Origin of the sequence: Mycolicibacterium hodleri (assembly GCF_025822245.1) — a bacterium.
GTDB classification, from domain to species: domain Bacteria; phylum Actinomycetota; class Actinomycetes; order Mycobacteriales; family Mycobacteriaceae; genus Mycobacterium; species Mycobacterium hodleri.
In genome coordinates this window covers 31,642-53,847 of record NZ_JACKTL010000073.1, presented here as the reverse complement: position 1 = coordinate 53,847, position 22,206 = coordinate 31,642, and the positions used below count along the sequence as shown (strand labels likewise).

Annotated in this window: 19 protein-coding genes; 13 read left to right on the top strand and 6 right to left on the bottom strand. The window is 69.4% G+C overall.

From position 1 onward, the window contains the following. The first annotated feature begins 1 nt into the window (after position 1). Genes H7J06_RS30050 through H7J06_RS30035 form a run of 4 tightly spaced genes read left to right on the top strand, consistent with a single transcriptional unit; the run spans position 2 to position 2,468 of the window. On the top strand, positions 2–718 hold the full coding sequence (locus H7J06_RS30050) for an FtsB family cell division protein (RefSeq protein WP_264043336.1): 717 nt from the start codon (positions 2–4) through the stop codon (positions 716–718). Further along, on the top strand, positions 711–1,205 hold the full coding sequence (locus H7J06_RS30045) for a DUF501 domain-containing protein (RefSeq protein ID WP_264043333.1): 495 nt from the start codon (positions 711–713) through the stop codon (positions 1,203–1,205). Before H7J06_RS30050 ends, H7J06_RS30045 begins: the two co-directional genes overlap by 8 nt. Then, entirely contained in the window at positions 1,202–2,143 is a 942-nt protein-coding gene (locus H7J06_RS30040; protein ID WP_264043331.1) for a Ppx/GppA phosphatase family protein, read from the top strand. Before H7J06_RS30045 ends, H7J06_RS30040 begins: the two co-directional genes overlap by 4 nt. 40 nt (positions 2,144–2,183) lie before the next feature. After that, positions 2,184–2,468 carry a hypothetical protein gene (locus H7J06_RS30035; RefSeq protein ID WP_264043329.1) on the top strand — a complete coding sequence of 95 codons (285 nt, stop codon included), beginning with the start codon at positions 2,184–2,186 and terminating at the stop codon, positions 2,466–2,468. 178 nt (positions 2,469–2,646) lie between these two features. On the opposite strand, the gene H7J06_RS30030 is transcribed toward H7J06_RS30035, so the two are convergent. Next, entirely contained in the window at positions 2,647–4,518 is a 1,872-nt protein-coding gene (locus H7J06_RS30030; RefSeq protein ID WP_264043327.1) for a propionyl-CoA synthetase, read from the bottom strand. A 42-nt stretch (positions 4,519–4,560) separates the two neighbouring features. Between H7J06_RS30030 and H7J06_RS30025 the strand changes: the two genes are divergently transcribed. The 3 genes from H7J06_RS30025 to H7J06_RS30015 all read left to right on the top strand — a co-directional run bounded on the left by H7J06_RS30025 (position 4,561) and on the right by H7J06_RS30015 (position 7,077). Then, the gene (locus tag H7J06_RS30025) at positions 4,561–5,433 is read left to right on the top strand and encodes an alpha/beta fold hydrolase (RefSeq protein WP_264043325.1); all 873 of its coding nucleotides are present in this window, start codon (positions 4,561–4,563) and stop codon (positions 5,431–5,433) included. Positions 5,434–5,473: 40 nt separating this feature from the next. After that, a complete protein-coding gene (locus H7J06_RS30020) occupies positions 5,474–6,322 on the top strand; it encodes a class I SAM-dependent methyltransferase (protein ID WP_264043324.1) in 849 nt (282 codons plus the stop codon). 146 nt (positions 6,323–6,468) lie between these two features. Further along, positions 6,469–7,077, top strand: a complete 609-nt coding sequence (locus tag H7J06_RS30015; protein ID WP_264043322.1) for a TetR/AcrR family transcriptional regulator — start codon at positions 6,469–6,471, stop codon at positions 7,075–7,077. A 7-nt stretch (positions 7,078–7,084) separates the two neighbouring features. On the opposite strand, the gene H7J06_RS30010 is transcribed toward H7J06_RS30015, so the two are convergent. Together H7J06_RS30010 and H7J06_RS30005 are read right to left on the bottom strand one after the other, a co-directional pair. Continuing rightward, positions 7,085–7,765: a response regulator gene (locus tag H7J06_RS30010; RefSeq protein WP_264043320.1), complete on the bottom strand. Its 681-nt coding sequence runs from the start codon at positions 7,763–7,765 to the stop codon at positions 7,085–7,087. Then, entirely contained in the window at positions 7,762–10,287 is a 2,526-nt protein-coding gene (locus H7J06_RS30005; RefSeq protein ID WP_372515436.1) for a sensor histidine kinase, read from the bottom strand. The genes H7J06_RS30010 and H7J06_RS30005 overlap by 4 nt, the downstream gene beginning before the upstream one ends. Before the next feature lie 183 nt (positions 10,288–10,470). On the opposite strand from H7J06_RS30005, the gene H7J06_RS30000 reads away from it, so the two are divergent. Then, on the top strand, positions 10,471–11,694 hold the full coding sequence (locus tag H7J06_RS30000) for a hypothetical protein (RefSeq protein ID WP_264043315.1): 1,224 nt from the start codon (positions 10,471–10,473) through the stop codon (positions 11,692–11,694). A gap of 13 nt (positions 11,695–11,707) precedes the next feature. On the opposite strand, the gene H7J06_RS29995 is transcribed toward H7J06_RS30000, so the two are convergent. Next, positions 11,708–12,712 (bottom strand): LacI family DNA-binding transcriptional regulator, encoded by a 1,005-nt coding sequence (locus tag H7J06_RS29995; protein WP_264043313.1) that lies wholly within the window; start codon positions 12,710–12,712, stop codon positions 11,708–11,710. Between the two features lie 107 nt (positions 12,713–12,819). On the opposite strand from H7J06_RS29995, the gene H7J06_RS29990 reads away from it, so the two are divergent. From H7J06_RS29990 to H7J06_RS29970, 5 genes are all read left to right on the top strand, one after another. Continuing rightward, positions 12,820–13,029: a hypothetical protein gene (locus tag H7J06_RS29990; protein WP_264043311.1), complete on the top strand. Its 210-nt coding sequence runs from the start codon at positions 12,820–12,822 to the stop codon at positions 13,027–13,029. 1 nt (position 13,030) lies between these two features. Continuing rightward, entirely contained in the window at positions 13,031–14,518 is a 1,488-nt protein-coding gene (locus H7J06_RS29985) for a sodium:solute symporter family protein (protein WP_264043309.1), read from the top strand. Next, a complete protein-coding gene (locus H7J06_RS29980; protein ID WP_264043307.1) occupies positions 14,515–15,624 on the top strand; it encodes a histone deacetylase-like amidohydrolase in 1,110 nt (369 codons plus the stop codon). The genes H7J06_RS29985 and H7J06_RS29980 overlap by 4 nt, the downstream gene beginning before the upstream one ends. 164 nt (positions 15,625–15,788) lie before the next feature. After that, positions 15,789–16,493: a hypothetical protein gene (locus tag H7J06_RS29975; protein WP_264043306.1), complete on the top strand. Its 705-nt coding sequence runs from the start codon at positions 15,789–15,791 to the stop codon at positions 16,491–16,493. Next, a complete protein-coding gene (locus H7J06_RS29970; RefSeq protein WP_264043304.1) occupies positions 16,490–17,761 on the top strand; it encodes an MFS transporter in 1,272 nt (423 codons plus the stop codon). Before H7J06_RS29975 ends, H7J06_RS29970 begins: the two co-directional genes overlap by 4 nt. On the opposite strand, the gene H7J06_RS29965 is transcribed toward H7J06_RS29970, so the two are convergent. After that, positions 17,758–19,266 carry an NAD-dependent succinate-semialdehyde dehydrogenase gene (locus H7J06_RS29965; protein WP_264043302.1) on the bottom strand — a complete coding sequence of 503 codons (1,509 nt, stop codon included), beginning with the start codon at positions 19,264–19,266 and terminating at the stop codon, positions 17,758–17,760. The two genes, H7J06_RS29970 and H7J06_RS29965, sit on opposite strands and share 4 nt — an antisense overlap. Beyond that, positions 19,263–22,172: an FAD-binding and (Fe-S)-binding domain-containing protein gene (locus tag H7J06_RS29960; RefSeq protein WP_264043300.1), complete on the bottom strand. Its 2,910-nt coding sequence runs from the start codon at positions 22,170–22,172 to the stop codon at positions 19,263–19,265. Before H7J06_RS29960 ends, H7J06_RS29965 begins: the two co-directional genes overlap by 4 nt. Positions 22,173–22,206 lie beyond the last annotated feature (34 nt).

Here is a 22,206-nt window from a genome sequence, read left to right as displayed (position 1 = left end):
CATGCCCGACGCCAAGCGGCCCGACCCCAGGCGACGCGCCCCAGCGTCGCGACCGGGGAAGGGTGGCGGGCGACCGCGTGGGGCGTCCCCGATCCGGCGCGAGCCGCGTGCCATCGAGGCGCGTCCCGCTCCGGAGGCGGCCGACGAGGTCGCCGACCTCGACGTCGACGAGCCGACCGGTGTCATCGAACCGATCCGCAAGGCCATCGCCGAGGCGGCCGAGCAGCAGTCCGAGCAGCGGCTGGGGTCGGCTGCCCGGCGCGCGGCAATCCTCGCGGTCGTGGTGTGCGTGTTGACGCTGACGATCGCCGGGCCGGTGCGCACGTACTTCGCCCAGCGCACCGAGATGAAGCAGCTCGTCGAAGCCGAGGCGCAATTGCGTTCGCAGATCGCCGATCTCCAGCAACAGAAGCTCAAGTTGGGTGATCCGGTGTACATCGCGGCGCAGGCACGCGAGCGGCTGGGCTTCGTGATGCCCGGCGACATCCCGTATCAGGTTCAGCTGCCGCCGGGGGCCGAGCCGGTCGAGGCGCCGGGCGTGGATCCGGCCAAGCCGCCGAGCAATCAGCCGTGGTACACCTCGCTGTGGCACACGATTGCCGATGCGCCACACGGCGTTTCGCAGATTCCGGTGGCTCCCGACGCGCCCGGGCCCGGGGCGCCCCCCGCCGACGTGCCGCCACCGCCCGCTCCGGCCCCGCCGGGTCCCGGTGGTTGACGCGGAAGATCTCGACGCCGTCGCGCAGCAGTTGGGCCGCGAACCGCGAGGTGTCCTGGAGATCGCCTACCGCTGTCCCAACGGTCAACCCGCCGTGGTGAAGACGGCACCGAAACTGCCTGACGGAACGCCCTTTCCGACGCTGTACTACCTGACGCATCCGGCGCTCACCGCGGCGGCCAGCCGGCTGGAGTCCTCGGGCATGATGCGCGAGATGACCGAGCGGCTGGCCGACGATCCGGAGTTGGCCGCCGCGTATCGCCGCGCCCACGAGTCCTTCTTGGCCGAACGTGACGCCGTCGAGTCTCTGGGTACGACGTTCTCCGGTGGCGGGATGCCGGACCGCGTCAAGTGTCTGCACGTCGTCATCGCGCACTCGCTCGCCAAGGGCCCTGGGGTCAACCCCTTCGGCGACGAGGCGCTGGCCGTCTTGGCCGCCGAGCCCGCGATGGCGGGAATCCTGGACCGAGAGGTGTGGAGCACGTGACGAGGGTGGCGGCAATCGACTGCGGCACCAACTCCATTCGGCTGTTGATCGCCGACGTGACCGACGGGCGCGTGGCCGACGTGCACCGCGAGATGCGCATCGTGCGGCTCGGCGAGGGCGTCGACGCGACGGGCAGCTTCGCCGAGCCGGCGTTGGCGCGGACCCGCGCGGCACTGACCGACTACGCCGCGCTGCTCGTGGAGCATTCGGTGCCGACGGTGCGGATGGTCGCCACCTCGGCGACCCGTGACGCGGCCAACCGCGACGAGTTCTTCGCGATGACCGCCGAGGTGCTGGGTGCCGCGGTGCCGGGCGCGGTGGCCGAGGTGATCACGGGGACCGAGGAAGCCGAGCTGTCGTTCCGCGGCGCCGTCGGTGAACTCGATTCCGAGGGAGCGCCGTTCGTGGTCGTCGACCTCGGCGGTGGGTCGACCGAAGTGGTGGTGGGCACCCCGGCCGGCGTCGACGCCAGCTATTCGGCGAACATCGGCTGCGTGCGGTTGACGGAGCGCTGCCTGACGTCCGACCCGCCGACCGCGACCGAGATCGCCGACGCCCGCGCCGTCGTCCGCGACGCGCTCGACGCCGCCTTCGAGGCGGTGCCCGTCGAGCGGGCCAAGACCTGGGTGGGGGTCGCCGGCACGATGACCACGCTGTCTGCGCTCGCGATGAATCTGGCCACCTACGATTCCGAGGCCATTCACCTGTCGCGGGTGAGCTTCGGGGATCTGTTGACGGTGTGCGAGGCGTTGCTGGGCATGACGCGTCGCCAACGCGCCGCGTTGGGCCCCATGCACGAGGGCCGGGTGGACGTCATCGGCGGCGGCGCGATCGTCGTCGAGGAACTGGCCCGCGCGCTCGGCGGCCGGGCCGGCATCGACGAGCTGGTGGTCAGCGAGCACGACATTCTCGACGGCATCGCGTTGTCGATTGCCTGAGGGAGTTTTGAACGGATCGGCCCGGGGTAGTAACCGATTCGTGACCGATCAAAAGACCTCTTACAGCGACGATCCGAGCGCCGAGATCCTGGCCACCGGCGGATTGGTCACCATGCTCGGTGCCGTCCTCGCCGCCGTGATCGCCGTCGTCACCCTCGGTGGCGGCAACCTGATGATGGCGGGCGTGCTCGGCACGGTCGCGCTGGTCAGCTTCGCGGTGAGCTTGGTGCTCTTCAGCGCCGACAGCAAGCGCTCCGAGGGCGCCCCGCTGCCGTTCCCGAGCTGGCTCAGGGCCGAGCCGGAAACGGCAGCAGAGATCGCCTAGCGCCGGACGTTGCAGTTGGGCGGGTTACCGCAGTGATGGCCGCCGTCGCACGCATTGCAATGGCAGTTGCATCCACCGGCTTTTTGGTCGGGAACACTCATGGCTGTTCACCTCTGTCGACTCGGTCGATCTATCACCTATGACGATTCGACAATAGTTCGAATCACGCTGATGGGGATCAAGACTTCAGGATGGGTGTCAGTGCGTCGAGCACGCTGGCGTCCTCGATGGTCGACGGCACCGGTTCGTCCCGGCCGTCGGCGATGCCCCGCATGGTCTTGCGCAGGATCTTCCCGGAGCGCGTCTTCGGCAGGGCCGCCACGACGTCGACCCTCTTGAGTGCTGCGACCGCGCCGATGTTCTCGCGGACCGCCAGAATCAGTTCCTCGACCAGACCGTCGGCCGACGCACCCGACTTGAGCACGACGAAACCGCGTGGCACCTGACCCTTGAGCTCGTCGGCCGCCCCGATCACCGCGCACTCCGCGACGGCCGGATGCGTCGCGAGGACGGCTTCGATGGAACCGGTCGACAGTCGATGCCCCGCGACGTTGATGACGTCGTCGGTGCGGCCCATCACGAACAGGTAGCCGTCCTCGTCGAGGTAGCCGCCGTCCCCTGACAGGTAGTAGCCGGGAAACGCCGACAGGTAGGAGGCGACGTAGCGGTCGTCGTCGCCCCACAGCGTCGGCAGCGTGCCGGGCGGCAGCGGCAGCTTCACGCAAATCGAACCCTCTTCGCCCGGTTCGCATTCCGAGCCGTCGGGACGCAGGACATGAACGTCGTAGCCGGGCATCGGCACCGTCGCCGAGCCGGGTTTGACCGTCATCGCCTCGACGCCCATCGGCGCGGCGGCGATGGACCATCCCGTCTCGGTCTGCCACCAGTGGTCGACGACCGGGATGCCCAGCTTGTCGGCGGCCCAGTGGTACGTGCTGGGATCCAGCCGCTCGCCGGCCTGGAACAGGTACTGCAACTTGGAGAGGTCGTGGCCCGCGAGCTGGGTGGCGTCCGGGTCGACCTTCTTGATCGCCCTGATGGCCGTCGGCGCCGAGAACAGCGCCCTCACACCGTGTTCGGCGGCCACCCGCCAGAACGCACCCGCGTCGGGGGTGCCCACCGGCTTGCCTTCGTAGAGCACGGTGGTCGCGCCCAGCAGGAGCGGTCCGTACACGATGTAGGAGTGGCCGACGACCCAGCCGACGTCCGAGGCGGCCCAGAACACGTCGCCGGGTGCGGTGTCGTAGATGTGCTTCATGGTCCACAGCAGCGCAACGGCGTGGCCGCCGTTGTCGCGGACGATGCCCTTGGGCTTGCCGGTGGTGCCGGAGGTGTAGAGCACGTAGAGCGGGTCGGTCGCGGCGACGGGCACGGGGTCGACGGGTTCCGCGTCGGCCATGGCCTCGGTCCACGACACGTCGCGGCCCGGCGTCAGATGGCAGGGGTGCTGCTCGCGTTGCAGGACGACGCAGGCCGGGGTGTCGTGCTCGGCGAGGTGCAGCGCGCCGTCGACGATCATCTTGTAGTCGACGATGCGGGTGGGCTCGATGCCGCACGACGCCGTCACCAGCACCGCCGGCCGGGCGTCGTCGATGCGGGCGGCGAGTTCGTGGGCCGCGAAGCCGCCGAACACCACCGAGTGCACCGCCCCGAGGCGGGCCGACGCCAGCATCGCGATGAGGGCCTCGGGCACCATCGGCATGTAGATGACGACGCGGTCGCCCTTCTCGACGCCCAGGCCGCGCAGCCCGCCGGCGAAACGCGCGGTCTCGTCGAGCAGCTCGCGATAGGTGTAGGTGCGCTTGGTGCCGGTCAGCGGTGAGTCGTAGATCAGCGCGGCCTGGTCTCCGCGGCCGCCGTCGACGTGCCGGTCGAGCGCGTTGGCGCAGGTGTTGAGCTCACCGTCCGGGAACCACCGGTAGAACGGGGGATGGGAGTCGTCGAGGATGCGTCGCGGCGTGCGGGTCCACGTGACGGCGTCGGCCGCCTGCGCCCAGAATGCGCATGGGTCGTCGATACTTGCGTCGAACATTTCGCGGTAGCCCGGCATACCGGGAGCGTACTGGCTTCACGGGTCCCATAACCTGGACTTATGACTAGTCTTGTTCCGCCGATCGACGGCGTTCGCAGATCGTTCGTGCAGGCGCGTGGCGTGCGGTTCCACGTCACGGAGTCGGGCCCGCAGGACGGCCGCCCGGTGCTCGCTCTACACGGGTGGCCGCAGCATCACTGGGTGTACCGGGATCTGCTCGCCGACCCGCCGCCCGGGTTGCGCATCATCGCGCCCGATCTGCCCGGGTACGGCTGGTCCGGACCGGCGTCGCACCGCTGGGCCAAGGACGACGTCGCCGACGACGTGCTGGCGCTGATGGACGCTCTTGGGCTGGACCGGGTGTTGCTGGTCGGCCACGACTGGGGCGGTTTCGTGGGCTATCGCATGGTGCTGGCCGCGCCGGAGCGCTTCGACGGCTACCTGGTGATGAACATGGCGCACCCCTGGCAGACGCCGAGGACGATATTGCCGCACTTCTGGCGGTTCCTGGCCTACCAACCGTTCGTCGCGTCGATCGGGAAGTTCCTGCAGCAGCGCACGCCGTACCTCGAACGCGTCATCTTCGCGTTCGGCCCGAAGGCGCACCGGGTGGACCCCGCGGCCGCTCGAATCTACGCCGAGCGCTTCCGCGACCCGGTGGTGGCGCGCACCGCCACCGACACCTACCGCACCTTCTTGCTGCGGGAATTGCCAACGGCGGCAAGGAATCCCGAGGATCGTCGGGCGACGGTTCCCATTCGGGCGCTGTTCGGCATGGCCGACTTCGCCGTGCACCATTCGCTGGCCGCCCCCGAGACGGCCAACGCCGACGACTACACCTTCGAGCCCGTCGAGTCCGGGCACTTCGTCGTCGACGAGCGCCCGGACCTGGTGCGCGCGCGGCTGATCGCCCTCGCCGAGGAGACCTCCTAGGCTCCCCGCTTGCGGACTGCTCGCGAGGGAGGATGGGGGCATGACCGACGACTGGCGCACCGTCAACCTCGCCAACTGGGAGTCTCGGGTGCCGATGCACACCGGCCCGGGTGGGTACGACCTCGCGAGCTTCGAGGACCCCGAGTACCTCTCGGGTGTGGTGAGCTACGACCTTCCCCGGCTGGGGCGGCTCGACGGACTCGACGTCGTGCACCTGCAATGCCACATCGGCACCGACACGGTGTCCCTGGCTCGGCTGGGCGCGAAATCGGTGACCGGCCTTGACTTCTCGCCGTCGGCGGTGAAGGCGGGTCGAGCCCTGGCCGCCCGGGCCGGTGCCGAGGTGACCTTCGTCGAATCCGACGTCGCCACCGCCGTGGACGCACTCGGGGTGGAGTGCGCCGACCTGGTCTACACGGGTATCGGCGCGCTGTGCTGGTTGCCCGACATCCGCGAATGGGCGGGCGTGGTCGCGGAGCTGCTGCGGCCCGGCGGCCGCCTGTTCGTCCGGGAGGGCCACCCGATCCTGTGGGCGATGAGCGATTCCCGTCCGGACGGACTGCTCGTCGTCGAGTACCCCTACTTCGAGACGCCGGGGACGCGTTTCGTCTACGAGGACTCCTATGCGGGAACGGGCGTCGTCTCGTCGCCGGAGTCGATCTCGTTCAACCACGGGCTGGGGGAGATCTTCACGGCGCTGCTCGACGCCGGTTTCCGAATCACCGGATTCGAGGAGCACCGGGAGGTGGCGTGGCGGTTCTTCGACGACGCGATGGTCGAGAGTCCGGACTTCGAGGGCGAGTTCCTCTTGGCCGAGGGTGGCGAGCGCCTGCCGCTGACCTACACCCTGCAGGCGGTCAAGGAGCCAGACCGCCGACCTAGTTCGTAGTCGGGCGGATCCAGTCCCCTCCTCTGGACCCGCCCGTCGGGGCAAATATAAACGCTCCTGTTCATAATTCGCAATCGCTGGAATCGGCCCGTCGGACGCCTACACTCAGGACGCACACAGCAAACCCCTCCATTGGTGGCCATGGCATGAGTATCAGCAAACGGCTCAGACCCGGCCGGCATCAGCTGAGCCGTGACGAGGTACGAAGTCACCAGCGCGAGCGAATCTTCACCGCGCTGGAGGCCGAGATGTCGGTCAACGGCTACGGCGACACGAGCGTCGCCGACATCGTCAAGAGCGCCGGGGTGTCGCGGCAGACCTTCTACGAATTGTTCGACTCCAAGCGCGCGTGTTTCATCGCGAGTTACGAAAGACGGCAGGGCGCGGTGATCGACACGATCTTCGAGACGACCCCGACGGAAGCCCCGCTGATTCAGTTCGCCTCGCTGCTCAAGGCCTACCTGGCGGTCATGTCCCGGCAGCCGGAGATCTCGCTGCTGTACCTCAGTGGCATCAGCGCCGCGGGTCCGGAGGCCGCGGCAATCCGCGTGAAGAAGCAGCAGGAGTTCGTCCAGGGAGTCGCGGCCGTGTTCGACGCACGGACCGATCGGGATCTGTTCGCGTGCCGGACCCTGGTGGCGGCGATCTCGGCGCTGGTGATCAACGCCTTGGTCGACGAGGATCCCGGGGCGGCGCTGCAGAACCTGCACGGGCCGCTGGTCGACGTCGCCGCGCGGCTGCTGAACGTCGACTGAGCGGTCGTCACTGCGCGAAGCGGTAGCCCATGCCGGTCTCGGTGATCAAGTGGCGCGGGTGGGACGGGTCGTCCTCCAGCTTGCGGCGCAGTTGGGCGAGGTACACCCGCAAGTAGTGGGTCTCCTTGGCGTAGGCCGGCCCCCACACCTCCTTGAGCAGCTCCTCGCGGCCGACGAGCTTGCCGCGGTTGCGCACCAGCATCTCCAGCATGCCCCACTCGGTGGGAGTGAGGTGAACCTCGACGCCGTGCCTGGTCACCATCTTGGCGGCGAGATCGACTGTGAAGGAATCGGTTTCGACCACGGGCTGATCGGTGTCCACCGAGGCCGCGGTGCGCCGGACCGCCGCACGCAGGCGGGCGAGGAACTCGTCCATGCCGAAGGGCTTGGTCACGTAGTCGTCGGCGCCCGCGTCGAGGGCCTCCACCTTGTCCGAGGAGTCGGTGCGGGCCGAGAGGACGATGACGGGAGCGGTCAGCCAGCCCCGAAGGCCTTCGAGCACCTCGATGCCGGAGATGTCGGGCAGCCCGAGGTCCAGGACGACGACGTCCGGCTTGTGTTCCGCGGCGAGCTTCAGTGCCTGCGCCCCGGTCTCGGCCGTGTGCACCTCGTAACCGCGCACCGAGAGGTTGATGCGCAGGGCGCGAAGGATCTGCGGCTCGTCGTCGATCACCAGGACCCGGGTCATGCCGCGGCCAGGTCGATCTCGACGGTGAGTCCGCCGCCCGGGGTGTCGGTCGCGGAGATGGTGCCGCCCATGGCGTCGACGAAACCCCTTGCCACCGAGAGGCCCAACCCGACGCCGGTGGTGTTGTCGTGGTCGCCGAGCCGCTGGAAGGGGGCGAAGAGTTCGTCGACGAGGTCGCGCCGCACTCCCGGTCCCTCGTCGACGACGTTGACGAGGACCCGGTCGCCGACCCGGCCGGCGTTGACGCGCACGATGCCGTCGGGGGCGTAGCGCATCGCGTTGTCGACGACGTTGACCAAAACGCGTTCCAGCAGGCCGGCGTCGGCCATCACGGCGGTGTTGCCGACTTCGACCTTGATGCGGTCCAATCCGGCGGTGGCCCTGGGTATTCCGAGGATGGCGCGGTGCACGATCTCGTCGAGGTAGACGCACTGCAGCGTGGGTCGCACCACGCCCGCCGCCAGGCGTGACGAGTCGAGCAGGTTGCCCACCAGTGAGGTCAGCTGGTCGACGGACTCCTCGACGGTGGCCAGCAGCTCCGCGGTGTCCTCGGGGGAGAACCCGACGTCGTCGGCGCGCAGGCTCGACACCGCTGCCTTGGCTCCCGCCAACGGGGTCCTGAGGTCGTGGCTGACCGCCGAGAGCAGCGAGCGGCGCAGTTCGTCGGCTCGGGCGATCGCCTCCGCCTGCCCGGCCTCGGCGATCAGTTCGCGCTGGCGCACCAACCCCGCGGCCTGGGTGGCGACGGCGGTCAGCACGCGTCGGTCGCGGGCGGCGAGCTGCCGCCCGCTCATCAACATCCAGAACTCGTCGTCGCCGACTTCGATCGCGGTGTCGGCGGATTCCACGTCGACGCACGGGTCGGTGCCGACGCAGGCGATGATTTCCGGCTGGCCGTCGCGTTCACGCAGAATGCTCACCGCGCGTTGGGAATAGGTCTCGCGGACCCGCTCGAGGAGCGCGTCGAGGTCCGCTCCGCGGAGCACCGATCCGGCGAACAGCGCCAGCAGCTCGGCCTCCTGGGACGCGCGGCGGGCCTCGCGGGCCCGCTTGGCGGCGTTGTCCACCAGCGCGGCGACGGCCACCGCGACGAGGATCAGCACCACGACGGTCACGGCGCTGTCCGGTTGGGCGATGGTGAAGCTGTAGCGGGGGGCGACGAGGAAGTAGTTGAGCAACAGACCCGACAGCAGTGCCGAGACGGTGGCGGGACCGACACCGCCGAGCAGGGCCACCACCACGACGCCGACGAAGAACAGCACGCTCTCCCCGGCGATGCCGAGGACCCGGTCGAGCAGCAGCGCGATCACCGCGCACAGCGCCGACGGCACGATCACCGCGGCCACCCACGACGCCAGCCGGCGCTTGCGGGGTGAGGGCTCCCACGTCGGCCCGCTCTTGGCCTGCTCGTGGGTGACCATGTGGATGTCGATCTTCCCGGATCGCTGCACGGTCTCCGCGCCGATGCCCTCGTCGACGATGCGGGCCCACCGGGAGCGTCGCGACGTGCCGAGGACCAGCTGGGTGGCGTTCATCTCGCGGGCGAAGTCCAGCAGCGACGCCGACACGTCGTCGCCGGCGACGGTGTGCAGCGTCGCACCGAGGCTGGCGGCGAGCTCGCGGATCTTGCCCATCTGCGGCGCCGAGACGCCGGACAGGCCGTCGCCGCGCACCACGTGCACGACCATCAGTTCGGCGCTGGACCGCGACGCGATGCGAGAAGCCCTGCGCACCAACGTCTCCGACTCCTCGCCGCCGGTGACGGCGACGGCGACCCGTTCGCGGGCCTCCCAGGTGTCGCTGATCTCGTGGTCGGCGCGGTACTTCGCCAGTGCCGCGTCGACCTGGTCGGCGAGCCACAACAGTGCCAGCTCGCGCAGAGCGGTCAGGTTGCCCTGGCGGAAGTAGTTGCTCAGCGCGGCGTCGACGCGTTCCGGCGCGTAGACGTTGCCGTGGGACAGCCTGCGCCGCAACGCCTCCGGGGTGATGTCGACGAGCTCGATCTGGTTGGCCCTCCGCACCACCTCGTCGGGGACGGTTTCCTTCTGCTCGATGCCGGTGATCTGCGCGACGACGTCGTTGAGGCTCTCCAGGTGCTGCACGTTGACGGTGGAGACCACCGTGATGCCCGCGTCGAGCAGCTCGCCGACGTCCTGCCACCGCTTCGCGTTCTTCGATCCGGGGGTGTTGGTGTGGGCCAGCTCGTCGACCAGCACCACCTCGGGACGACGCTCGAGCACCGCCTCGACGTTCAGCTCGGCGAAGTCGGTTCCGCGGTAGGTGACGAAGTGCGGTGGCACCAGTTCGATGCCGTCGAGCAGTTCGGCGGTTCGCTTGCGGCCGTGGGTCTCCACGACCGCGGCGACGACGTCGGTGCCGCGTTCGAGTCTGCGGTGCGCCTCGCCCAGCATGGCGAAGGTCTTGCCGACGCCCGGCGCCGCGCCCAGGTAGATCCGCAGCTCACCCCGCTTGGGGCGGTGCGTGGGCGCGGGCGCGTCAGGACTCACCTGCCCATCATCCACCTACCCGCTGCCCGTCCAGCGCACGGTTGACGGCCAGGACGAGCGCCGACGATTCGGTCGGACGCGACCGCCGAAGCGCCTGTCGGTCGTGCCGGGGGGTGTTCGTGGTCGATCGGCCAACCCGAGTGCCCACCGAGGGTTACTGTCACAGTCGTCAATATCGCTCGGGGGTTTGGAGTAAGCATGGACGTTTCCGTTCGACCGTGGTTCACCACGGGGGTCGCGCTCGTCGGGGCCGGCGCGATCGCGCTGACGCCCATCAGTCCGATGGCGCCGGTGCGACCGGTGGCGGACGTGGCGCAGGTGTCCGCGGCGGTGGCGCGAGACGTCCACCTCACCGCGCTCGACTGGCCGTACATCCTCTCGCTGCCAATCGTGCGTCAGAACATCCTCAACACCATCGAGAACTGGGCGGTCTATCTCGGCGGATTCGCCAAGGCGGGCGTTGGCCTCACGCAGTCGCTGCTGGCCATCCCGGGCGTGACCGTGGAGGCGATCCAGCAGGTCTTGGCGCTCGACTTCGTCGGTGCCTTCGACACCGTGACGACCGCGATCCGCGACTCGGTGATCGCCGTCGGGCAGCCCCTGCTGGACTCCATCATCTGGCGCAACCAACGAGCCGCCTTGGTACAGGCCGCACTGAGCCAGGCGGTGCCGCTGGCCTACCTCAGCGTGGCCAACGGCTTCCTGACTGCGGCCAACGGAGTGACGACGGCGGCGATCGTCGGCGTGCAGGACTTCGTCGCCGCCGTGCTGACCCTGAATCTCTCCAACATCGTCAACGCCGCCCTGGACGGGACGAGGAACTTCGTCGTGTCCCTGGGCGCCGGAGCCGGAGCCATCGTCGACGGCATCGAGGCCGCGCAGTTCGGCATCGCGACGGCGCTCGCGACCACGCCGCCGCCCCCGCCGGCGTTCGCCGTGTCGGACGTCTCGACGATGAGCACGTTCTCCGCCGACAACACCCTGACGCTGTCGCGGTCCGCGCGTAGCGCGGGTGCCGAGGTAGTCGCGCCTGCGGTGACGCCGGACGTTCCCGATGTCCCGGCCGCCGAACCGGTGGTGGTCAAGGACGAGACCCCCGTGGTCGACACCCCGGTCGACGTCGTACCCGAGAAGACGCCCGTGGCTCCCAGCCCGGATCCGACTCCGGTCAAGGACGTCGACCCGACGCCCGATCCGGTCACCCCGGCGAAGACCCCACCCGTCACGTCGGTCAAGGACACGGTCAAGGAGACGGGCGCGTCGGTCAAGGACACGGTGAAGGACACCGTCAAGGAACCGGAGAAGGTCACGGCCGGCGCTTCCGCCCCCGGCAACGACAAGCCCGCCGGGCCGAAGAAGGACGACGACGGTGCCGGCGCCGGTGCGAAGGCGGCGTCGGGTGGCGACGGCGGGGAGTCGTAACGGGCTGCGGTGACTAGGTGTCGGTGGTCCGCTCGCCGGCCGGGCGGACGCTGACGTCTTCGAACCGGTTCAGGTAGGCGCACGGCTCACCGGCGGTCACCGACGCGAGCAGGGTGATCGCCGCGCGGCCGAACGTCCACGGGGCCAGGTCGACGACCGTCACGAGTGGATTGGTCAGTTCCGTCGTCGGGTCGCTGCTCAACGACGCCAGCCCGAACGCGGGGCCGACGTGGCGCCCAAGGGATTCCAGGATGGCCTGGGATCGTCCGGCGAATCCCTGTGGCGCGCACACCAAGGCGTCGACGTCCGCCGGTGTCACCGCCGACCGGACGGCGGCGCTCAACTCCTCGGTAGTGGCGCCCAGCGGGCAGTCGAACGCCGACGGCTCGACGTCGTGTTCCCCGCACCAGTCCAGGTAGCTCTGCCGCACGTCGTCGGCCCACGACGAGTAGAACTGCTGATCGGATCCCACGAAGGCGGGTCTGCGAAAACCGCTGTCGCACAGGTGGTTGAGGACGGTGCGGGCGAGGTCGGCGTGCGGGGCTTCGATCACGGCGGCCACCGCGTCGGCGAGGGCTGCTGGCGGTCGCCCGGCGGTCACCATGGGGATGCCGGCCTCGACCAACCGCTCGAGCATGGGGTCGCCGGGCAGGGGGTCGACGGCGATGACGCCGTCGACCTGGAAGTGTCGCGGGCCGACGTCGGCGTCCCGTGCGAAGAGGGTCAGATCGGCGTCGTGCTCGGCTGAACCGTGAGCGGCGCCGAACGCAAACTCCATGTAGAAGTTGAAGTTTCGCGCGATGGGCGGGATGTAGATGCCGAACGCGCCGACGCTGCGTCCGCGGAGCTGGCGGGCGGCGCGGTTGGTGACGTAGCCGAGCTCGCGAGCCGCGGCGGCCACCCGGGCCGCAGTCGGAGGGGATACCCGGCCACCGCCGTGCAGCGCGTCGGACACCGTCGTCTTGGACAGGCCGACGTGCTGGGCGATCTCCACGATCGTCACCCGTCGCGCCGCCATTGCGCCATCGTAGCCAGCGGGCGATTCGCCGTCGGCCCCTTGACAACGCGCGGCTGTGGCGCGAGTCTCAGTCATGCCGGAACGTTCCGGCACGAATGGAGACGCTGATGGCCCAGCCGGCCCCACGCCCACCGAGGACCCGCGCCGCACGCATCGTGCTCGCGATCGCGGTCCTCAACTTCGTGATCCTGCTGTTCCCACCGCTGACGTGGATCGTCGGTCAGGGTGGAGTCTGGTTCTTTCTGATCACCGGCGTCATCGGGGTGCTATCGCTTCTGGTGATGTACCGAGTCGACGCCTCCGCCGGGGAGGACTGACGTGGACGTCCTCATCGGTTACGGCGGCGTCGCGGTCTTCCTGGTCGTGTTGTTCGTGGTGCTGCAGCGCACCAAGGGCAGCGCCGACTTCAGCGAATATGCCACCGCCGGAAGGTCTTTCGGCCCGGTTTTCTCTGCCATGGCCTTCGTCAACACCTGGTTGCCCGGCACCATCTTCATTGCCTTTGCCGGCTACGCCGCCAGCGCGGGTGCCATCGGCTTCTACTTCGTCGCGTACTCGATCCTCGCCGTCGTGCTGATGTTCCTCCTGGCCAGGCCGGTGCACGAATGGGGACGCAGCTTCGACCTGCGCACCCAGGCCGACCTGCTGGGTCTGCGCTACGGGTGCACCAAGGTGCGGGTGATCGCCGCCGTCATCGGCACCATCGCGTCGTTCCCGTGGGTCGTGCTCGGCATGCAGTCCCTGACGCTGGTGTTCGAATACCTGTCCTTTGGAACGGTTCCCGCGGCGTGGGCCGCGCTGATCGGCATCGGCGTCCTGGTCGTCCGGCAGTGGTGGACCGTGCGCCTCGGCGCCCGCGGGCTGGTCATCGGCGACTTCGTCCAGGGCGTCGTCGCCTACTTCTTCGGCACGGTGCTGATCCTCGGTCTGCTCACCTGGCTGCTCACCAACGGGCACGGCTTCGGTGAGGTGGATCCCGCGTTCTTCACCCTGCCCGGGCCGGGCAGCGTCGACGGGCCGTTTTACCTGTTCTCCCTGATCGCCACCGGGGCGCTCGGCGGCTGGTGCTGGCCGGACATCTTCGTGCGGCTGTTCGCCTCCAACAGCACCCAGTCCATCAAGCGGGCCGCGGTGATGGCCACCCCGCTGCTGGTGATCTTCGGCTCGTCACTGTGCCTGTTGGCCATGGCCGCATCCACGCTGCCCGGTGTCGCCGACGCGCCCGACGAGGTGTGGTTCCTGACCGCCTCGGTGGGCGGGCCGATCGTCTTGACGGTGGCGGGGGTGTGCGTGCTCGCGGCGACGATGGGGAACGTGGGGGCCAACCTGCAGGCCCTTGGCGCTCAGATCGCCAACGACGTCGTGGGCGTGGCCCGGGGCACCCGGGTCGAGGATCCCCGCTGGGGCAAGGTCGCCGTCGGGGTGCTGACGCTGCTGGCGGGTGCCGTCGCGGTCGCGACGACAGATGTGTTGTCCTCGGGCATGGTGGCCCTGGCGCAGGTGTCCTATCAGGGCATCGTGCAGCTGGCGCCGACGGTGTTCCTCGGCATCTTCTGGCGGCGGGGCAACGCCACCGCGGCGTGCGCGGCGATGGTGCTCGGCTTCGCGACCGCCTGTGTGCTGCAGGTGTTGTTCCCCATCGCGATCCCGGTGCTCGGCGGCATGACCTCCGGGGTGGCCGCACTGACGGTCAACGTCGTCGTCTACGTCGCGGTGTCCTACCTCAAGCCCGCCGGCGCGGACGAACGACGCCGCGTGGACGAGCTCTTCGACTCATTGCACACACCAGAACGGATCACACGATGACGGCAACACGGCGCACCGGCTACGTCTGGCACGAGCGATACGCCTGGCACGACACCGGCACGCACGTCGGCGTCTTCCCGGCGGGCGGCTTCAACCAGCCGCACATGACGTTCGAGAGCGCCGAGTCGAAGTCGAGAATGGCTGGGCTGATCGAAGTTTCGGGCATGATCGACGAACTCGTCCGGGTGAAGCCTCGGTTGGCGTCGCGGGACGACCTGCTCCGCGTGCACGACGCCGCCCACGTCGACCGCATCGAACGCGAGAGCGCCGACCGCGGCGGTGACGGCGGCGACGGCTTCACCCCCTTCGGGCGCGGGTCTTACGACATCGCCCGGCTGGCTGCCGGTGGCACCATGGCCGCCGCCGAAGCCGTGCTGAGCGGCGCCGTCGACAACGCGTATGCCCTGGTGCGCCCACCGGGCCACCACGCCCGCCGCGACATGGGCATGGGCTACTGCCTCTTCTCGAACGTCTGTGTCGCAATCGAATACGTGCGGGCGACGTTCGGGGTTCGGCGGGTCGCGATCGTCGACTACGACGTGCACCACGGCAACGGCGCCGAGTCGATCTACGCCGACGACGCCGACGTCCTCACCATCTCGCTGCATCAGGACCGGCTGTTCCCGCAGGACACCGGCAGCGTCACCGAGACCGGCGCGCAAGGCACCAACCTCAACGTGCCGCTGCCAGCCGGGTCCGGCAACGGCGCCTACCGCGCGGCCATCGAACGCGTTGCGGTCCCGGCCGTCACCGCCTTCCGACCCGAGATCGTCTTCGTCTCCAGCGGTTTCGACCCCAGCCCCGTCGACCCGCTGGGCTGCATGACCGTCACCTCCGGGGGCTTCAAGGACATGGCCGCCATGCTGGTGGACCTGGCCGAGGACGTCTGCGGCGGGAGGATCGTCTTCTCCCACGAAGGCGGGTATTCGCCTGTGCACGTGCCGTTTTGCGGGCTCGCGGTCCTCGAGGCCTTGTCCGGGCACGAGACGGGGGTGCCGGATCCGTTCGGGCAGAGCTTCGACGTCTCACCGGCCCACGTGCTGCAGCCGTGGCAGGACGCGGTCATCGCGCAGGCGGCGCTGATCGCCGACGCATTGCGGTTGTAGCCGCGGGACCGGCGAATGCATTGAGAGACAATGCATTCAGCTAGTTGCCAGGTTCGAAATCTTCAGTTTCGATTCAGGTTCATCGGTCAACATCACCCGCAGCAATACACCGCCGTGGTGTTTGCCGCCCGGACCACCGGGTCTCTTCTTGAGAGAGAAGCGCAATGACCCTGGTGACACTCGACGTCGTCTTCGTCCTCCCGCGACGGTTGCGTCAATTGGCCGTCACGTGCAGCAACCAGCTGGCCGACGCCATGGAGGCGCACGGCGGCGCGTGCTTCCGCCTCGGTGCGGACTTCCCCGGGCAGTCCGACGGGCCGTGTGAGCCGCACGTGTCGATCTTCATGGTGGCCGTCGAGGACCACGAGGTGCCCGAGGTCGGCGCGGCGCTGGCCGAGGCGGCACAAACGTGCGGACCGGTGCCGGCCACGGCGACGGAGTACCGGCACAACCACGAGGGCGCTCCCGAGGTGTTCTTCGACCCCACCGACGGGTTTCGGGGCGTTCAGCGGGCCGTGGTCGCCGCGGTGGAACCGCTGCGCCGCGGCCGGCTCAGGGAGCGCGGGCCAGGCGGGGAACCACTGGCGGCGATCGTCGACGACCCCCATCCCGACGACCCGGCGCGGGTGCGTCAACTCCGGCGCTACGGCTTCGACGACGTCTCCGACGACGAGGACGACCGGTTCCGCCCGCACGTCACCCTCACCTGGCCGCGCGACGAGACCAGCCGCACCGACCTGTTCGTCCTGCCCGCGGTCGACGAATTCAGTGGCGAGCTGGGCGATCTGGCCCTCTACGGGATGAGCCCGAACGGAACCTGCACCACCCGGTACGGCTCGTGGACCCTAACCGGACGGGCCCTCCGATGACGACGGACAGCCCGGAGCTCAAGCGGTCCCTCTGGGCGCTGGACGGGGTCAACTTCTTCCTCGCCGACGTGCAGGCCGGCCTCGGGCCGTTCCTCGGCGTTTACCTCATCAACAAGGAAACGTGGAACCCCGCCAACATCGGGCTGATCCTCACCCTCGGCGGGGCGGTCGGGCTGCTGCTCAACGCGCCGGCGGGGGCGCTGATCGACGCCACCCGGCACAAGCGTGCACTGCTGGCCGCCGCGGCCGCCCTCACGTCGTTCGGCACCTTCATCGTCACGCTCAAGCCGACCTTCGCGATCGTCACCGCCGCGCAATTGATCACCGGCGTCGCGGGTGTGGTGCTTGGCCCGGTGATCGCCGCCATCGCACTGGGCATGGTCGGCCCCAAGCGCTACGCCGCCCAGACCGGGCGCATGCAGGCGTTCAACCACGCGGGCAACGTGATGGGCTCTGCGGTCGCCGGTCTCGCGGGGTATCTCATCAGCCTGAAGATGGGATTCTGGCTGGCCAGTCTCTTCGGCATCTTCGTAGTGGTGACCACCTTGATGATCAAGGGGAACTTGATCAACGACGACCTCGCCCGCGGCCTGAAGCCGAAGGACGACGACGGCGACGACGACAAGCCCTCGGGGCTTCGGATGCTGCTGCGCAACCGCCCGCTGTTGCTGCTGGCGGCCGTGGTCGGATTGTGGCAGTTGGCCAACGGCGCGATGCTGCCCATCACCGGGCAGAAGCTGGCCGTCGGCAACACCGGCGACGGTGCGCTATACCAGGCGGCGCTCATCATCGTGGCGCAGGTCGTGATGATTCCGATGGCGCTCCTGGTCTCCAAGCGGGGAGACCAGTGGGGCCGAAAACCGTTGATGGTGGCGGCATTCGTGGTGCTGCCCGTCCGCGGCCTCCTGTTCGTCCTGGCGTCCAACCCCGGCGAGGTCATCGCCGTCCAGGCCCTCGACGGCATCGGCGCCGGCCTGCAGGGTGCGCTGTTCGCCATCATGGTGGCCGATCTGACCCGGGGGAGCGGCCGCTTCAACGTCGCGTTCGGCGCCGCGACGATGGTGCAGGGCATCGGGGGAACCCTCAGCCCGGCGCTGGCCGGCGCGATCGACCAGGCCGCGGGATACACCACCGCCATGCTCGCGTTGACCGCCATCGCGGTCGTCGCCTTGGTGCTGCTGGTCTTCACCGTTCCCGAGACCCGCTCGTCGGTCGACGAGCCGCCAAAGCCCGCCGACGCCGAGCCCTCGCCGAGCCCGGTCGGTTAGGCGGGGTCTCGGCGGCCCTGGCGCCGGGGCACCGCAAGGTACTTGTACTCCAGGAATTCGTCGATGCCGACCTTGCCGCCTTCGCGTCCCAGACCGGACTGCTTCACCCCGCCGAACGGTGCGGCCGGGTTGGACACCACGCCGGTGTTCACCCCCACCATGCCGACTTCGAGTCGCTCACTGAGGTCGAAGGCACGGTCGACGTCCTGGGTGAACACGTATCCCACCAAACCCCAGTCGGTGTCGTTGGCGCGGTCGATCACCTCGTCTTCGTCGTCGAAGGGAATGACGGGAGCCACGGGTCCGAACACCTCGGTGGTCATCAACTCGGATTCGGCGGACACGTCCGCCAGGACGGTGGGCGGGTAGAAGTAGCCCGGTCCCTCCGGCAGCCGCCCGCCCGTCAGCGCCGTCGCGCCACGCGCCAACGCGTCGTCGACCAGTCGCTGCACCTTCGCGCGCGCCGCCGAGTCGATCAACGGCCCCACCTCGGTGCCGTCGTCGAGTCCGTCGCCCACCGTCAACGCGGCCATCCGCGCCGCGAGCCGTTCGGAGAACGTCGCCGCGAGGTCACGGTGGACGTACATGCGGTTGGCTGCGGTGCACGCCTCACCCATGTTGCGCATCTTGGCCGCCATGGCACCGTCGACGGCGACGTCGACGTCGGCGTCCGCGCAGACGACGAACGGGGCGTTGCCGCCCAGTTCCATCGAGGAGCGCATCACCGTCTCCGCGGCTTGGCGCAGCAGAAGCTTGCCCACGCCGGTGGAGCCGGTGAAACTCACCTTGCGGGCCGTGCCGCTGGTCATCCAGCGCTGCACCACGGTGCTCGCATCGGTGGTGTTCACGACGTTGAGCACTCCCGCGGGCAAGCCGCTCTCCTGCAGAATCGCGGCCAGCGCAAGCGAACTCAGCGGCGTCTGGGGCGCAGGCTTGAGCACCATGGTGCAACCGGCGGCGACCGCGGGCGCAATCTTGCGTGTCCCCATGGCCAGGGGAAAGTTCCAGGGGGTGATGAGCACGCACGGGCCGACCGGTTCACGGGTCACGATGATTCGGTTGGCTCCGTCGCCGGTCGTGGTGTGGTCACCGGAGACCCGTACTGCCTCCTCGGAGAACCACCGCAGGAACTCGGCGGCGTAGGCCACTTCACCCATGGCCTCGGCGAGCGGCTTGCCCATCTCCAACGTCATGACCTCGGCCAGCCACTCCTGCCGGGCCATCACCAAATCGTATGCGTTACGCAATATTTCGCTGCGGTACCGCGGTGCGGTCCGCGCCCATGACGTCTTCGCCCGCACCGCCGCCGCGAGCGCGGCGTCTCCGTCGGCCGGGCTGGCGTCGGCGACGGCTGTGAGCACCTCACCCGTGGCCGGGTTCTCGACGTCGAAGACCCTTCCGCCGGCGGCCTCCCGCCACTGCCCGTCGATCAGCAGCCCGGTGGGAATCGAGGCGATCGCGGGGCGGGGCGCGGTCGGGTCGAGATTGGTCGTCGGCGCGGTCATCGGGGAGACTCCTGTCGGTTGAGGGGGTCGAGCAGTTGCGCGAGGTGCACGGATGCACTCGGTGTCGGATCGTCCTTGAGTTGCCGGGCCTGCATGTGGCAGCTGAACCCGTCGGTGAGCACGACGGCGTCCGGGTCGGCCCTCAACGCCGGTGCGAGCGCTTGTTCGGCAACGGCCATGCTGACGTCATGGTGCTGCCGCTCGAAACCGAAGTTGCCGGCGACGCCGCAGCATCCGGTGGCCTCGCGAACGTCGTCGATTCCGACGGCTCTGAGCGCCTGAAGCTGTGTGGTGGCACCGAATACGGCGTACTCGTGACAATGGGTTTGCACGGTGACCGACGAGGGGAGCGTCGCACTCGGGGTCCAGCCGCCGGCGCGTTGTGCGCTGACGTGTTCGGCGAAGCTACGGACGCGTCGCGCCACCCGGTGCGCGGCGGGCGAGTCGACGAGCTCGGGCAGGTCCTTGCGCAGTGCTGCCGCGCAACTCGGCTCGGTGACGACGATCGGACGGTCGGTCCCGTCGTCGAGCGCAGCGGCGCTGCGAGACAAGCGCTTTCGTGCCTGCCGTAGTTGCCCGGTGGATATCCAGGTCAACCCGCAACAGACGTCGGTGCGCACCTCCGCGCACTGCCCGGCGTCCTCGACGACCCGGAGCGCCGCCCCGGCGACCTCGGGCCGGAAGCCCTTGGTGAAGGAGTCCACGACGAGCACCACGTCGCGAACCCCGGCGCGGCGGGGTGAGAGTTCTTGGCGCAGTTGGCGTGTGGACGCGAACCTTGGCAGCGACCGCTCGGTGGTCAAGCCGCCCAGGCGCAGTCCCGCCGACCGCAACGGACTGGCCAAGGCGGCGTTGACGAGCGGCGCCACCCGTGCGGTCACGGTGAGCCAGCGGGGGAGCCACCCCAGCGAATAGTGCGCCACCGGGCGGATCCGCCCGCGGTAGTAGTGGTCGAAGAACTCGGCCTTGTAGGTGGCCATGTCCACACCGGTCGGGCAGTCCGACGAACACGCCTTGCACGACAGGCACAAGTCCAGTGCCTCCCGCACGTCCTCGGATGCCCACCCCTCCTCGACGCTGCGTGCCCCGCGAACCATGTCCTGCAGCACGCGGGCGCGGCCGCGGGTGGAGTCCTTCTCGTCGCCGGTGGCCCGGAAGCTGGGGCACATCACCCCGCTGCCGTGGGAGCGGCACCGTCCCACGCCGATACAGCGCTGGACGGCGTCGGCGAACCCTCCGCTTCCCGAACCGGTTTCGTCGTGAAGTACGAACGTCGTCCGCCATGGCAGCGCCGGGACGTCGGCCAGTGCGAGTTGCTCGGTCACCGGCTCGGGATCGACGATCATGCCGGGGTTGAGGACGTTGGTGGGGTCGAAGAGACGCTTGAACCTCGCGAAGGCCTCCATGACGGCCGGGGAGTACATCTCGGGCAGGAGCTGCGAGCGGGCCCTGCCGTCGCCGTGTTCTCCGGACAGGGTGCCGCCGTGCTGGACCACCAGGCGTGCGGCGGCGGTGAGGAACGCCGACATCACTTGCCGGCCCTCGGCGGTCCGCTGGTCGAACGTTATTCGGATGTGCATGCAGCCTGCCCCGAAGTGGCCGTACATCACGCCGACGAGGTGATACCGCTCGAGAAGGAGCCGAAAGTCGGCAAGGTAGTCGGCCAGGTCCTCTGGGGCGACGGCGGAGTCCTCCCAGCCCGGCCACGAGGTGACGCTCGACCCGTCGGGTAACTCAAGCCGCGACGACAGGCCGGCCCCGTCCTCTCGGACGCGCCACAACTTCCTGCGCTCGACGGGGTCGCGGACCTCGCGGCAGTCGAGCGCCCGCCCGTTGGTTCGAAGCTCGCCTTGGAGCCTCCTTGCTTGCGCTTCGACGGCGACGTCGTCCTCCCCGTCGAGGTCGACGTAGAGCCACGCGCGCCCGGCGGGCAGCTCGGACACCGAGTCCGGACCGCGCCGAGCCCTCATGGTCGCCACGATCTGTTCGTCGATGCCCTCGATCGCGGCGGGCGAGTACTTCAGGATCGTCGTCACGTCCCGCGCGGCGTCCACGACGTCGTCGTAGGCCACGATCAGCAGCAGGGCCGACGACGGCACGTCCACCAGGCGCATGGTGGCACCCACCACGATCGCGCAGGTTCCCTCGCTGCCGACGAGGGCGCGGGCAACGTCGAAGCCGTTCTCCGGCAGGAGATTCGCCAAGTGGAAGCCGGACACCTGCCGCGGAATGCGGCCCAGTTCGAGACGGAACTGGGCCATGTAACCGGCGGCGAGGGCTTTGAGATCGGCGGTCAGCTGACTGGCCCGCTCGACCGCGGCCACGTCGTCGGAGTCGGTGGCTTGCAGCGCGGTGCGGGTGGCGGTGAGCCGGGTGCCGTCGGCGAGAACCACGTCGAGGGACACCACGTGGTCGCCGGTGCGGCCGTACCGGACGGAGTGGTTGCCGCACGCGTCGTTGCCGATCGCTCCTCCGACGGTGGCGCGGTTCCTGCTCGAGGGATCGGGCGCGAAGGTCAGCAGGTTGCCCGTGCGGTGCTGGACGGCCTCGGCGAGATCGGCCAGGACGACCCCCGGCTCGACCACCGTGGTCCGGTTGGCGGCGTCGACGGACACGATGGCATTCATGTAGCGCGACGTGTCGATCACCACTCCGCGACCAATCGCGTTGCCCGCCATCGACGTTCCGCCACCTCGCGCGACGACGGGGACTCCCGCGCGGTGGCACGTGGCCACGAGGCGGCTGACGTCACCGGCGTCGCGAGGAAACGCGACGGCCAGCGGCGCGACGCGGTAATTCGAGGCGTCGTAGCTGTATTCGGCCAGGCGCCTACTGCTGACGTCGACCTCGACCCCACTGGTGCCCAGCAGTTCGACGACGTCGACGCCGCGGCCTACCGTCGTCATCGACGCCGCCCGGACGCGGGGGGCCGGGCTCGGC

Excerpts from the sequence above, each read along its gene's own strand:
- H7J06_RS30050 (WP_264043336.1), top strand. The coding sequence starts at position 2 with ATGCCCGACGCCAAGCGGCCCGACCCCAGGCGACGCGCCCCAGCGTCG.
- H7J06_RS30030 (WP_264043327.1), bottom strand. The coding sequence starts at position 4,518 with ATGCCGGGCTACCGCGAAATGTTCGACGCAAGTATCGACGACCCATGC.
- H7J06_RS30025 (WP_264043325.1), top strand. The coding sequence starts at position 4,561 with ATGACTAGTCTTGTTCCGCCGATCGACGGCGTTCGCAGATCGTTCGTG.
- H7J06_RS30020 (WP_264043324.1), top strand. The coding sequence starts at position 5,474 with ATGACCGACGACTGGCGCACCGTCAACCTCGCCAACTGGGAGTCTCGG.
- H7J06_RS30015 (WP_264043322.1), top strand. The coding sequence starts at position 6,469 with ATGAGTATCAGCAAACGGCTCAGACCCGGCCGGCATCAGCTGAGCCGT.
- H7J06_RS30010 (WP_264043320.1), bottom strand. The coding sequence starts at position 7,765 with ATGACCCGGGTCCTGGTGATCGACGACGAGCCGCAGATCCTTCGCGCC.
- H7J06_RS30000 (WP_264043315.1), top strand. The coding sequence starts at position 10,471 with ATGGACGTTTCCGTTCGACCGTGGTTCACCACGGGGGTCGCGCTCGTC.
- H7J06_RS29995 (WP_264043313.1), bottom strand. The coding sequence starts at position 12,712 with ATGGCGGCGCGACGGGTGACGATCGTGGAGATCGCCCAGCACGTCGGC.
- H7J06_RS29990 (WP_264043311.1), top strand. The coding sequence starts at position 12,820 with ATGGCCCAGCCGGCCCCACGCCCACCGAGGACCCGCGCCGCACGCATC.
- H7J06_RS29980 (WP_264043307.1), top strand. The coding sequence starts at position 14,515 with ATGACGGCAACACGGCGCACCGGCTACGTCTGGCACGAGCGATACGCC.
- H7J06_RS29975 (WP_264043306.1), top strand. The coding sequence starts at position 15,789 with ATGACCCTGGTGACACTCGACGTCGTCTTCGTCCTCCCGCGACGGTTG.
- H7J06_RS29970 (WP_264043304.1), top strand. The coding sequence starts at position 16,490 with ATGACGACGGACAGCCCGGAGCTCAAGCGGTCCCTCTGGGCGCTGGAC.
- H7J06_RS29965 (WP_264043302.1), bottom strand. The coding sequence starts at position 19,266 with ATGACCGCGCCGACGACCAATCTCGACCCGACCGCGCCCCGCCCCGCG.
- H7J06_RS29960 (WP_264043300.1), bottom strand. The coding sequence starts at position 22,172 with ATGACGACGGTAGGCCGCGGCGTCGACGTCGTCGAACTGCTGGGCACC.